Below are 12,556 nucleotides of genomic sequence, written 5' to 3' on the forward strand. Positions count from 1 at the left end.
ATGGAAGGCTGGCAGCGTGCCTTTGTGCTCCACGCGCGTCCGTGGAGCGAAACCAGCCTGATTATCGATCTGTTCAGCGAAGAATCCGGTCGAGTGCGCGTTGTCGCTAAAGGCGCGCGCCGTAAACGCTCTAACCTCAAAGGCGCTCTACAGCCATTTACCCCGCTGCTGGTGCGCTGGAGCGGGCGCGGCGACGTCAAAAACCTCACCAGCGCCGAAGCCGTCTCCCTGGCGCTTCCGCTTTCCGGCATCACGCTATACAGCGGCCTGTACGTTAACGAGCTGGTCGCGCGCGTGCTGGAGCCGGAAACCCGCTTTTCCGAGCTTTTCTTCGATTACCTGCACTGCATTCAGGCGCTGGCGGGCGCGACCGGCACGCCGGAGCCCGCGCTGCGCCGCTTTGAACTCGCGCTGCTTGGGCATCTGGGTTACGGCGTCGATTTTCTGCACTGCGCAGGCACCGGCGATGAAGTCGATGACGCCATGACCTACCGCTATCGTGAAGAGAAGGGCTTTATCGCGAGCCTGGTTATCGACAACACCTCCTTTACCGGCCGCCAGCTCAAAGCGCTCGCCACCCGCGATTTCCCCGATGCCGACACGCTGCGCGCCGCCAAGCGTTTCACGCGTATGGCGCTCAAACCGTATCTTGGCGGCAAACCGTTAAAGAGCCGCGAGCTGTTTCGCCAGTTTGTGCCGAAAAAACGTCCGCTTCCGCCGGAAGGCGAAACCGCCTGACCGCGCAACCATAGCCAGCCTTTCCCGACCAGGTGTAAACTGCCTGCACTTTTTGTCGATTTACGAGGATTGTCATGGCTGAATTGCTGTTAGGGGTCAACATCGACCACATCGCCACGCTGCGTAACGCTCGCGGCACGGCTTACCCGGACCCGGTACAGGCGGCGTTCATCGCCGAACAGGCCGGCGCGGATGGCATCACCGTTCACCTGCGTGAAGATCGCCGTCATATCACCGATCGCGATGTGCGTATCCTGCGCCAGACACTCCACACCCGTATGAATCTTGAGATGGCTGTCACCGAAGAGATGCTGGCTATCGCCTGCGAGACAAAGCCGCATTTCTGCTGCCTGGTGCCGGAAAAGCGTCAGGAAGTGACCACCGAAGGCGGCCTGGATGTCGCGGGTCAGCTCGATAAAATGCGCGACGCCTGCCAGCGTCTGGCGGCGGCGGGCATTCTGGTGTCGCTGTTTATCGACGCTGATAACGCGCAGATTGACGCCGCGGTCGCGGTCGGCGCGCCATATATTGAAATCCATACCGGCTGCTATGCGGATGCCGAAGACGACGCCACCCGCGCGCGCGAACTTGAGCGTATCGCCAAAGCCGCCACCTATGCGGCGAGCAAAGGCCTGAAAGTGAATGCCGGGCACGGGCTTACCTATCACAACGTCCAGGCGATTGCCGCGCTCCCGGAAATGCATGAGCTGAATATCGGCCACGCGATTATCGGACGCGCCGTGATGAGCGGCCTGAAAGAGGCGGTTTCTGAGATGAAACGTCTGATGCTGGAAGCGCGTCGCTAATGGCGATTCTGGGTCTGGGGACCGATATCGTGGAGATTGACCGCATCGAGGCGGTCATCTCCCGCTCCGGCGACCGGCTGGCGAAGCGGGTGCTGAGCGCGAACGAATGGGCGCAGTATCAGGAGCACCAGCAGCCGGTACGCTTTCTGGCGAAACGCTTCGCGGTGAAAGAGGCGGCGGCGAAAGCCTTTGGCACCGGCATCCGTAACGGGCTGGCGTTTAATCAGTTTGAAGTGTTTAACGATGAGCTGGGAAAACCGAAGCTGCGGCTGTGGGATGAAGCAGAACGGCTGGCGGCGCGTATGGGCGTGACATCAGTACACGTCACGCTTGCTGATGAGCGGCACTATGCCTGCGCGACGGTGATTATCGAAAGCTAGATCTTATCGGCATGATGGAGCAGCACGAACTTATCCCACAGCTGCTCTTCATTTTCCGCATGGGCCGGATCCTTAATAATCGTATTCGGGATCGGGCACACTTTCTGACAGGTGGGCGTCTCGTAATGGCCCACGCACTCCGTGCAACGGCTGGTATCGATCTGATAAATGTTGTCTCCCATTGAGATAGCCTCGTTCGGGCACTCCGGCTCGCACATGTCACAGTTGATACATTTTTTAGTGATAAGCAGCGCCATCAGGAAAATCTCAGAAACAACACAAACAGGGCGGGCATTATACGCCCATTTGTTGCTCAGACCAGTTTTTTTACCAGCGCTTCGCTGTGGCGAATACGCTCCGGCGCTTTCTCCAGATCCTGCTGCACCAGCGCCATAAACAGTAAATCCGCGAGCATCATCTGGGCGGAAGTGGACGAGATAGCCGCGCTGCGCGTCGCCTGTTCTTCGGCAATGGTATAGAGACACTGCGTCGCGCGCTGTTGCAGCGCGTTCGGCGTAAAGCCGGTGATCGCGAGAATGCGCGCGCCCACGCGCAGCGCTTCGTCGGCGGCGAGGTTAATCTCGCGCCGCTCGCCGGAGTAAGACAGCGCCACCAGCAAATCTTCCGGCTCCATCGCCTGCACGGTCGCCAGCAGCGCGTGCATATCCTGTTCGGCGACGGCATTGAGGCCAATTTTCATCAGCTTCCAGGAGAAGTTTTTCGCCACCAGCCCGGAGGCGCCGATGCCGGTCAGCACGATGCGCCGCGCATTGCGCAGCAGCCCGACGCTCGCCAGCAGCTTCTCTTCCGGGTTGATATCCAGCGACGCGTGCATCGCCGCGACATTTTCTTTAATGAGCTTTTCGCCCACCAGACGCAGCGGGTCGTCGCCCAGGATCTCGTTATGTACCGCGACCGAGTGGATGTTGCTCTGGCTGGCGAGCGCTTCGCTGATGGCAAGTTTCAGGGCCGGAAACCCCTTATAGCCCAGCTTCTGGGAAAACTTCACCACGCTCGACTGACTGACGCCCGCTTCCGCCGCTAACTGCTGCGAGCTTAAATGACGGGCGTAGTCGGGAAACTGAAGCAAAAAGTCGGCAAGCTTTCGGTCGCTTTGCGCCAGCGTCGGGTATCGCTGGCGGATAAGGATCAGGGTATTCATCAACGCCTCCGGCTGGATTAAGTGTGATCGGCTTTTCATTGCCGGGAAATTGACTCGCCACTTTGAATTTTATATTCCATTATAGCGTCATCATTATGAATTAAAAATTCAGAGGTGCAATATGAATCTTGGCTCGCTGGTCTCAGAAACCCGAAACCCCGCCACGCGCGATCTCGACGCGCTCCCGACGCTTGAGATGCTGATGCGTTTTAACGAAGAAGACAAGCGTGTGGCGCACGCCGTCAGTGAAACATTGCCGGATGTGGCGAAGGCGGTGGACGCGGCGGCGGCGGCGCTAAAAAGCGGCGGACGGCTTATCTACATGGGCGCTGGCACCAGCGGACGCCTCGGCGTGCTGGACGCCTCGGAGTGCCCGCCGACATTCGGCGTGCCGCATGGCGTGGTGGTCGGGCTTATCGCAGGCGGCCCCGGCGCGCTGCTGAAAGCTGTCGAAGGCGCGGAAGATAACGCGCAGCTCGGCGAGGACGATCTCAAAGCCATCGGGCTTACCGCGCGCGATATGGTGGTGGGGCTGGCGGCGTCCGGGCGCACGCCGTATGTCATTGGCGGCCTGAAGTACGCCCGCGCGCTGGGCTGTGCGACGGCGGCCATCTCCTGCAACCCTGGCTCGCCGATAGCTGAAGCGGCGGAAATCGCCATGTCGCCCGTCGTCGGCCCGGAGGCGCTCACCGGCTCCACGCGCCTGAAATCCGGTACCGCGCAGAAGCTCATACTCAACATGATCTCCACCGGCGCGATGGTGAAGTGCGGCAAGGTGTACGAGAACCTGATGGTGGATATGAAAGCCACCAACGTCAAACTGGTGGATCGCGCCTGCCGGATGGTGATGGAAGCGACCGGCGTCACGCGTGACGAGGCCGCAGCGGTGCTCGCCCAGACCGATTATGAAGTGAAACCCGCGATTTTAATGGTGCTGACCGGGCTGGACGCGCAGGCCGCCCACGCGCGCCTTGCGGCGCATAACGGCTTTTTAAGAGCGGCGTTGCAGCCGTAAGGGGACGTAACGTATGGAAAAATCGACGACGCTCGCCACGCAGATCCTCAAGGGCGTGGGCGGTGAAGGCAATATTTTACGGCTGGAAAACTGCATGACCCGGGTGCGACTTGAACTGCGCGACGAGAGCTTGATGGATCTCCCGGCGCTGAAGGCGCTGCCCGGCATCAGCGGCTATGTGAAGCAGGGCGAGCAGCATCAACTGATTGCCGGCCCAGGACGCGCCGCGCAAGTCGTCGATGCGATGCGCGCGCAGATGCAGGGCGCGGCGTCTACCGAACCGGCGATTGATGACGCCGCACGTACAAAAGCGCAGGCGAAAGCGCGTTATAAAGCGCCGATGAGCGATGCGCTGCGCCAGCTCGCGAACGTGTTTATTCCGCTGATCCCGGCGTTCATCGCCTCGGGGCTGATTACCGGAATTATCAATATCCTCAAACGCCCGGATATCGTCGGCGGCTTCGCCACCAGCTATCCGAACCTGCTGGGACTGCTGGGCATTTTCGGCAGCGCCGTGTTCGCTATCATGAATATTCTGGTCGGCGTTAACGCCGCGCGGGTCTTTGGCGGCTCGGTGGCGATGGGCGGGGTGATGGCGGGTATTCTCTCCAGTCCGCAGCTGGCGCAGATTACGCTCTTCGGCGAGCCGTTACAGCCGGGGCGCGGCGGCGTCATCGCCGTGCTGCTGGTGGTGATGCTGATGTGCTGGCTTGAGAAAAAACTGCGCAACCTGCTGCCGGTCTCGGTCGAACTTATCCTCAACCCGCTGCTGACGACGCTTATCACCGGCGCGGTCGCCATCGTGGCGCTGCAACCGCTTGGCGGCTGGATTTCGGAAACCATCGCGCACGGCGCGTCGCTCGCTATCGATAAAGGCGGGCTGCTGGTGGGCGCGGTGCTGGCGGGCACGTTTTTACCGCTGGTGCTCACCGGCCTGCATCAGGGGCTGGTGCCCATTCACGTCGAGCTGGTGCAGGCGCACGGCTATAACGCGCTGTTCCCGATTCTGGCGATGGCGGGCGTCGGGCAGATTGGCGCGTCGCTGGCAGTGCTGCTGAAAACCCGCAACGCGCGGCTGAAAAAGGTGATCAAAGGCGCGCTGCCGGTCGGTTTGCTCGGCATCGGCGAGCCGCTCATTTTCGGCGTGACGCTGCCGCTCGGGAAACCGTTTATCGGCGCATGCCTTGGCGGGGCGGCAGGCGGCGCGATTATCAGCTACTTTAAAGTGGCGACGGTTATCACTTTCGGCATCTCCGGGCTACCGCTGGCGCTCACCATCGTGACCGGAAAAGTGATGCTCTATCTGTTAGGCTATCTGGTAGCGGTGATCGCCGGTTTTCTGTTTACGTGGTTCCTGGGCTTTAACGATCCAGAGGAGTAAGGTTTGGCCAATAACGAGCGTCGGGTAGTGTTTTTCGATCTGGATGGCACATTGCATCAACAGGATATGTTCGGCACCTTTATGCGCTATCTGCTGCGGCGTCAGCCGCTCAACCTGCTGCTGGTTATTCCTCTGCTGCCCGTTATCCTGGGCGGGCTGCTCATCAAAGGGCGCGCCGCCCGCTGGCCGATGAGCCTGCTGCTCTGGGGCTGTACCTTCGGCCACAGCGAGGCGCGTCTTAAAGCGCTTGAAAAAGCCTTTGCCGCGTGGTTTCGCACGCATGTCGTCACCTTTCCGGTGGTGCATGAGCACCTGACCGGCTACCTCACCAGCACCGACGCCGACGTCTGGCTCATCACCGGCTCGCCGCAGACGCTGGTGGAACAGGTCTATTACGATACCCCGTGGCTGCCGCGCGTGAATGTCATCGCCAGTCAGATGGAACGCCGCTTCGGCGGCTGGGTATTGACGCTGCGTTGTCTCGGCCATGAAAAAGTGGCGCAACTGGAGCGCCAGATTGGCACACCGCTGCGTCTCTACAGCGGCTACAGCGACAGCAAGCAAGATAACCCGCTACTTTACTTCTGCCAGCATCGCTGGCGCGTTACGCCACAAGGACAGCTGCAGCAGCTCGAATAAGGCGCGTTTCGCAACCCATAAACGGTGTGTATAATGCCGCCCGCCTTATACTCCCGGAGAAGCTTGTGTCACAGACTGAACTCACCCATGAATACTGGATGCGCCACGCGCTGACGCTGGCGCAGCGCGCCTGGGACGAGGGTGAAGTGCCGGTAGGCGCGGTGCTGGTGCACAATAATCAGGTCATTGGCGAAGGCTGGAATCGCCCGATTGGCCGCCACGATCCGACCGCGCACGCGGAGATCATGGCGCTGCGCCAGGGCGGGCTGGTGCTGCAAAACTACCGTCTGCTGGATACCACGCTGTATGTCACGCTTGAGCCCTGCGTCATGTGCGCAGGCGCGATGGTGCACGGGCGTATCGGCACGCTGGTGTTCGGGGCGCGCGACGCCAAAACCGGCGCGGTGGGCTCGCTGATGGACATCACCGGGCACCCCGGCATGAATCATCAGGTGCAGGTTATCGAGGGGATACTGGCGACAGAGTGTTCGGCAATGTTGAGTGCGTTTTTCCGACAGCGCCGGCTTGAGAAAAAGGCCCTAAAGGAAGCGGCGAAAAGGGCGACGGGAACAGACCCTGCGGCGTGATATTCGCAGGGTAACTTTGCACAAGCTTAGGCTGCGCCGCCGCGGCGGCCTGTTTTTCCTTCTCCAGCAGATAACCGACCAGGCTTATCTGGTATTTGCGGATATTCTCCACATACGCATAGGCCTCATGACCGCGCGCGTAGCCGTAAGTGAGCTTGCTGTAATAGGGGCGCTGGCTTAGCAGCGGCAGCCGCTGTTTTACGTCCGACCAGCTATCCGGATTGCCTTTTTGCTTCGCCGTCAGCGCTCGGGCGTCCAGCATATGCGCGTACCCCATGTTATACGCCGCCAGCGCAAACCAAATCCGTTCTTCCTCCGGCACGCCTTCCGGCACTTTACTCATCATATCTTTCAGATAGCGCGCGCCGCCGCTGATGCTCTGTTCGGCGTCAAGGCGGTCGGTCAGGCCCAGGCTCTGGGCGGTATTGCGGGTGAGCATCATTAGCCCGCGCACGCCGGTCGGGGAGGTGGCCTGGCTATCCCAGTGGGATTCCTGATACGAGATGGCCGCCAGCAGCCGCCAGTCGATATCGGTCGCATACTTCTCAAAGAGCGGCTGTAGTTCCGGCAGTACGCTGTCCACGGCGCGCAGGAAGCTGCGGGTATCTACATAATCGAAATCGTTGCCGTGGCCGAGATACTTCTCCTCCAGACGCGCCAGCGTGCCGTCTTCATTGATCTGATTAAAGAAATCAAGCAGGGCGGCGGAGAGTGAGTTATCGCTGCTACGGCGGCTGAACCAGGTTACCGGCTGTTCGTCGCTGAGGTCGAGCGCGACCGCGAGCTGAGGATGGACGCGCTGGAGCAGGCCGATGGCGACCGAATCGGCGATGGTGTAGTCCAGCGTTCCCTGCGCCACCTGCAACATCAGCTCGTTACTGCTGAGTTTCGGGTCGACATGCCAGCGTAAGTCCGGGTATTTGGTCGCTTTGAGCTGTTCAAGCTCGCTCTGCGCCACATGGCCGGGCGCAATGGTCAGTTGCCCCTCTTTTATACTGGCGAGGCTGCGCGGTCGAAGGCTGCCGACGCGGTAAACCATCTGCTGCGAGACCGAGTAGTAAATCGGGCCCGCCTGGTAGTGCTGGCTGCGCGCTTCGTTATAGACCAGGCCTGCGGCAAGCAGATCGGCCTCGTTATTGTCGAGATCGTCAAAGAGCTGATTGATGTTCTGGCGCACGGTGACTTCAAGCTTCACGCCCAGATAGTCGGCAAACGCTTGGCTTAGCTCGTAATCGAGCCCGGAGATGGTTTCATTGGCGCGGTACATGGTCAGCGGCGTGGCGATGGTACTGACGCGCAAAACCCCCCGCGCCTGAATCGCGGCGATACGGTTATCGGCTTTGCCGGACCAGGGGATGGCCGGCCATAAGGCCACTGCCAGCAGCAGGGTAACGACGCCGATGAGCAGATAATTAAGCTTTAATTTTTTCAATTAGTTAATTCTCTGCGTTGCCTCGGGGCTCAGCGAACAATCGTTAGTAAACCGTTTCGTTTGAATGGCATGGAGCGGCATTTTGCGTAACAAAGCGCCACTTGGCAACTAATTAGAGGAATCGGCCACACCAAACGTTAACGCGACGGCGGGATTTTATTTCTACGCAAACGGTTTCGTCAGCGCGCCGGATTCACTATAATGACGCCCGTTTTCCCCCTTGCGCCCACTGAGGTGCCCTCCGGCGCTTCGAAGACGAGAGATTAGATGATGGAAATTCTGCGTGGTTCGCCCGCTCTGTCGGCATTTCGTATTAATAAACTGCTGGCTCGTTTCAAAGACGCTCACCTCCCGGTGAAGACCATTTATGCCGAGTATGTCCATTTCGCTGACCTCGCCGCACCGCTGAATGCCGAAGAGCACGCGCGCCTTGAGCGCCTGCTGCAATATGGGCCGAGCCTTGCGGGCCACGCGCTGTCAGGCCGCCTGCTGCTGGTGACGCCGCGTCCCGGCACCATCTCTCCCTGGTCTTCTAAAGCGACAGATATTGCCCATAACTGCGGGCTCGGCCAGGTAAAACGCCTGGAGCGCGGCGTGGCGTACTATCTCGATGTCGATCCAACCGCGGGCGACGACGCCTGGCGTCAGATATCAGCCGTGCTGCATGACCGCATGATGGAGAGCGTCTTCGGCGCGCTGGAAGACGCCGCACAGCTTTTCTCGCATCACGAACCCACGCCGGTACAGAGCGTGGATCTGCTGGGGCAGGGCCGTCAGGCGCTGGCGGACGCCAACGTGCGTCTGGGGCTGGCGCTGGCCGATGATGAAATCGACTACCTGCAGGAGGCGTTCACCCGCCTGGGGCGCAACCCGAACGACATCGAACTCTATATGTTCGCGCAGGCTAACTCTGAGCACTGCCGCCACAAAATTTTCAACGCCGACTGGGTTATCGACGGCGAAAAACAGCCGAAGTCGCTGTTTAAGATGATCAAAAACACCTTTGAGAAGACGCCGAATTTCGTGCTCTCCGCGTATAAAGACAACGCGGCGGTCATGGAAGGTTCGTCCGTGGGCCGCTTCTATGCCGACCACGATGCAGGCCGCTACGCCTTCCATCAGGAACCCGCGCATATCCTGATGAAAGTCGAAACCCATAACCACCCGACCGCCATTTCACCGTGGCCAGGGGCGGCGACAGGCTCCGGCGGCGAAATCCGCGATGAAGGCGCGACGGGCCGCGGCGCGAAGCCGAAAGCGGGCCTGGTGGGCTTTTCTGTTTCGAACCTGCGCATTCCGGGCTTTGAGCAGCCGTGGGAAGAAGATTTCGGCAAGCCGGATCGCATCGTCACCGCGCTCGACATCATGACCGACGGCCCGCTCGGCGGCGCGGCGTTCAACAACGAATTCGGTCGTCCGGCGCTGAACGGCTATTTCCGTACCTATGAAGAGAAAGTAGCCAGCCACAATGGCGAAGAGCTGCGCGGCTACCACAAGCCCATCATGCTGGCAGGCGGCATCGGCAACATCCGCGCCGATCATGTGCAGAAAGGCGACATTCCGCCAGGCGCGAAGCTGATTGTGCTCGGCGGCCCGGCGATGAATATCGGCCTCGGCGGCGGCGCGGCGTCCTCGATGGCGTCCGGCCAGTCTGACGCCGATCTCGATTTCGCCTCGGTACAGCGCGATAACCCGGAGATGGAGCGCCGTTGTCAGGAAGTGATCGACCGCTGCTGGCAGCTTGGCGAGGCCAACCCTATCGTATTTATCCATGACGTCGGCGCGGGCGGTCTGTCCAACGCCATGCCGGAGCTGGTGAGCGACGGCGGGCGCGGCGGGCGTTTTGAACTGCGCGATATTTTAAGCGACGAGCCGGGCATGAGCCCGCTGGAAGTCTGGTGTAACGAATCCCAGGAGCGTTACGTGCTGGCCGTGGCGCCCGAACAGCTGGCGCTCTTTGACGAGCTGTGCCGCCGCGAGCGCGCGCCGTACGCCGTCATTGGCGAGGCGACCGAAGCGCAGCACCTGACGCTTAACGACAGTCACTTCGACAACCAGCCGGTGGATATGCCGCTTGACGTTCTGCTCGGCAAAACCCCGAAAATGACCCGCGACGTCACGCGCTTACAGGCCGAAGGCCAGCCGTTCGATCGTGCGGGCATCACGCTTGCCGACGCGGTGAAGCGCGTGCTGCATCTGCCGACGGTGGCGGAGAAGACGTTCCTGGTGACCATTGGCGATCGCACCGTAACCGGCATGGTGGCGCGCGATCAGATGGTCGGCCCGTGGCAGGTGCCGGTCGCGAACTGCGCGGTGACCACCGCCAGTCTCGACAGCTACTACGGCGAAGCGATGGCGATGGGCGAACGCGCGCCGGTGGCGCTGCTGGACTTCGCCGCTTCCGCCCGCCTGGCGGTGGGCGAAGCGCTCACTAACATCGCGGCGACCCAAATCGGCGATATCAAACGCCTGAAACTTTCCGCCAACTGGATGGCGGCGGCGGGGCACCCTGGCGAAGACGCCGGTCTCTATGCCGCCGTGAAGGCGGTGGGCGAGGAGCTTTGCCCGCAGCTTGGCCTGACCATTCCGGTCGGCAAAGATTCGATGTCGATGAAAACCCGCTGGCAGCAGGATGGCGAACAGCGCGAGATGACCTCGCCGTTGTCGCTGGTGATCTCCGCTTTCGCCCGTGTGGAAGATGTGCGCCGCACCGTGACGCCGGAACTCACCACCGAAGATAACGCGCTGCTGTTTATCGATCTCGGTAATGGCCATAACGCGCTGGGCGCGACGGCGCTGGCGCAGGTTTATCGTCAGCTTGGCGACAAGCCTGCCGACGTGCGCGACGCCGGTCAGCTGAAATGCTTCTACGACGCCATCCAGGCGCTGGTGGCGCAGCGTAAACTGCTGGCCTACCATGACCGTTCCGACGGCGGCCTGCTGGTGACGCTGGCGGAGATGGCCTTTGCCGGTCACTGCGGCATCGAGGCGGATATCGCCGCCCTCGGCGACGACGCGCTGGCGGCGCTGTTTAACGAAGAGCTGGGCGCGGTGATTCAGATTGCCGCCGCCGAGCGCGAGCAGGTGGAGCGCGTGCTGAAAGATCACGGTCTTGGCGAATGCACGCATTATCTTGGCAAGGCAGTCGCAGGCGATCGCTTCACCCTGACGGCGGGCGATAACGTGGTGTACAGCGAAAGCCGCACCCAGCTTCGCATGTGGTGGGCGGAAACCACCTGGCAGATGCAGCGCCTGCGTGATAACCCGGCGTGCGCGGATCAGGAACATCAGGCGAAAGCCAATGACAGCGATCCGGGCCTCAACGTGAAACTGACGTTCGATATCAAAGAGGATATCGCCGCGCCGTTTATCGCCACCGGCGCGCGTCCGAAAGTCGCGGTACTGCGCGAGCAGGGCGTTAACTCTCATGTCGAGATGGCGGCAGCGTTCCACCGCGCGGGCTTTGAGGCTATCGACGTGCATATGAGCGATCTGCTTGCCGGTCGTCGCGGCCTCGGCGATTTCCATACGCTCGTGGCCTGCGGCGGCTTCTCTTACGGCGACGTGCTGGGCGCAGGCGAAGGTTGGGCGAAATCCATCCTGTTCAACGACCGCGTGCGTGACGAGTTCACTGAATTCTTCCACCGCCCTCAGACGCTGGCGCTTGGCGTCTGTAACGGTTGCCAGATGATGTCCAATCTGCGTGAGCTGATCCCCGGCAGCGAACTGTGGCCGCGCTTTGTACGTAACCAGTCCGACCGCTTTGAAGCGCGCTTCAGCCTGGTGGAAGTGACCGCCAGCCCGTCGCTGCTGCTGGACGGCATGACCGGCTCCCATATGCCGATTGCGGTTTCCCACGGCGAAGGCCGCGTGGAAGTGCGCGACGACGCGCATCTGGCGGCGCTTGAAAGCAAAGGCCTGGTGGCGCTGCGCTATATCGATAACTTCGGCGCAGTGACGGAAACCTACCCGGCGAACCCGAACGGCTCTCCGAACGGGATCACGGCGGTGACCAGCGAAAGCGGGCGCGTCACTATTATGATGCCGCACCCGGAACGCGTGTTCCGCACCGTGGCGAACTCCTGGCACCCGGCGAACTGGGGCGAGGACAGCCCGTGGATGCGCATTTTCCGCAACGCGCGCAAGCAGCTCGGTTAATCCCGTTGGTTTTAATCCTGAAAAGGCCTCGCAAGAGGCCTTTTTTCTTTGCGCGTCTTTCTCAATCCTGTGCGATTTCGGTATGTGTCGGTAAATTGCGACAACGGCAGGAGCATGGTGTCTCTAATTTGCGACATTTAACTCATTGATTTATATAGGCCATAAAAAGCAGCGAGGGAAGTGTTGGGATTTAGCGACACTCTGGTCAAAAATAACGCGAAACTTTGAAGCGGCTCATATAATTAAATGCATTATATA

10 protein-coding genes and 1 pseudogene are annotated in these 12,556 nt (G+C 60.7%); 8 read left to right on the forward strand and 3 right to left on the reverse strand.

Annotated features, from left to right (window positions below; all coding sequences use genetic code 11):
• The 3 genes from recO to acpS all read left to right on the forward strand — a co-directional run bounded on the left by recO (position 1) and on the right by acpS (position 1,924).
• Positions 1-738 carry a DNA repair protein RecO gene (gene recO, locus AACV31_RS21615; protein ID WP_007763293.1) on the forward strand — a complete coding sequence of 246 codons (738 nt, stop codon included), beginning with the start codon at positions 1-3 and terminating at the stop codon, positions 736-738.
• 74 nt (positions 739-812) lie between these two features.
• Positions 813-1,544, forward strand: a complete 732-nt coding sequence (gene pdxJ, locus AACV31_RS21620) for a pyridoxine 5'-phosphate synthase (RefSeq protein WP_004387383.1) — start codon at positions 813-815, stop codon at positions 1,542-1,544.
• Positions 1,544-1,924 carry a holo-ACP synthase gene (acpS, locus tag AACV31_RS21625; protein WP_015742136.1) on the forward strand — a complete coding sequence of 127 codons (381 nt, stop codon included), beginning with the start codon at positions 1,544-1,546 and terminating at the stop codon, positions 1,922-1,924. The genes pdxJ and acpS overlap by 1 nt, the downstream gene beginning before the upstream one ends.
• On the opposite strand, the gene AACV31_RS21630 is transcribed toward acpS, so the two are convergent.
• Both AACV31_RS21630 and AACV31_RS21635 read right to left on the reverse strand, forming a co-directional pair.
• Complete coding sequence (locus AACV31_RS21630) at positions 1,921-2,181, reverse strand: YfhL family 4Fe-4S dicluster ferredoxin (RefSeq protein WP_004387385.1); 261 nt, start codon at positions 2,179-2,181, stop codon at positions 1,921-1,923. The genes acpS and AACV31_RS21630 overlap by 4 nt on opposite strands.
• Positions 2,182-2,237: 56 nt before the next feature.
• A complete protein-coding gene (locus tag AACV31_RS21635; protein WP_004387386.1) occupies positions 2,238-3,086 on the reverse strand; it encodes a MurR/RpiR family transcriptional regulator in 849 nt (282 codons plus the stop codon).
• A gap of 121 nt (positions 3,087-3,207) precedes the next feature.
• Between AACV31_RS21635 and murQ the strand changes: the two genes are divergently transcribed.
• The 4 genes and pseudogenes from murQ to tadA form a co-directional block, all read left to right on the forward strand.
• The gene (murQ, locus tag AACV31_RS21640; protein WP_165156001.1) at positions 3,208-4,101 is read left to right on the forward strand and encodes an N-acetylmuramic acid 6-phosphate etherase; all 894 of its coding nucleotides are present in this window, start codon (positions 3,208-3,210) and stop codon (positions 4,099-4,101) included.
• 13 nt (positions 4,102-4,114) lie between these two features.
• Positions 4,115-5,482 carry a PTS transporter subunit EIIC gene (locus AACV31_RS21645; protein ID WP_165156003.1) on the forward strand — a complete coding sequence of 456 codons (1,368 nt, stop codon included), beginning with the start codon at positions 4,115-4,117 and terminating at the stop codon, positions 5,480-5,482.
• Positions 5,483-5,485: 3 nt separating this feature from the next.
• Positions 5,486-6,121: a phosphatidylglycerophosphatase C gene (yfhb, locus tag AACV31_RS21650; RefSeq protein WP_165156005.1), complete on the forward strand. Its 636-nt coding sequence runs from the start codon at positions 5,486-5,488 to the stop codon at positions 6,119-6,121.
• Positions 6,122-6,219: 98 nt separating this feature from the next.
• A pseudogene (tadA, locus tag AACV31_RS21655) lies at positions 6,220-6,618 on the forward strand (tRNA adenosine(34) deaminase TadA); the annotation flags it as partial.
• Here tadA and mltF read toward each other — a convergent pair.
• Positions 6,581-8,140, reverse strand: a complete 1,560-nt coding sequence (gene mltF, locus AACV31_RS21660; protein WP_234005034.1) for a membrane-bound lytic murein transglycosylase MltF — start codon at positions 8,138-8,140, stop codon at positions 6,581-6,583. The pseudogene tadA and the gene mltF overlap by 38 nt on opposite strands.
• Positions 8,141-8,407: 267 nt before the next feature.
• Between mltF and purL the strand changes: the two genes are divergently transcribed.
• On the forward strand, positions 8,408-12,298 hold the full coding sequence (purL, locus tag AACV31_RS21665; protein ID WP_165156007.1) for a phosphoribosylformylglycinamidine synthase: 3,891 nt from the start codon (positions 8,408-8,410) through the stop codon (positions 12,296-12,298).
• Positions 12,299-12,556 lie beyond the last annotated feature (258 nt).

The organism is Cronobacter sp. EKM101R, assembly GCF_963888145.1.
GTDB classification, from domain to species: domain Bacteria; phylum Pseudomonadota; class Gammaproteobacteria; order Enterobacterales; family Enterobacteriaceae; genus Cronobacter; species Cronobacter turicensis.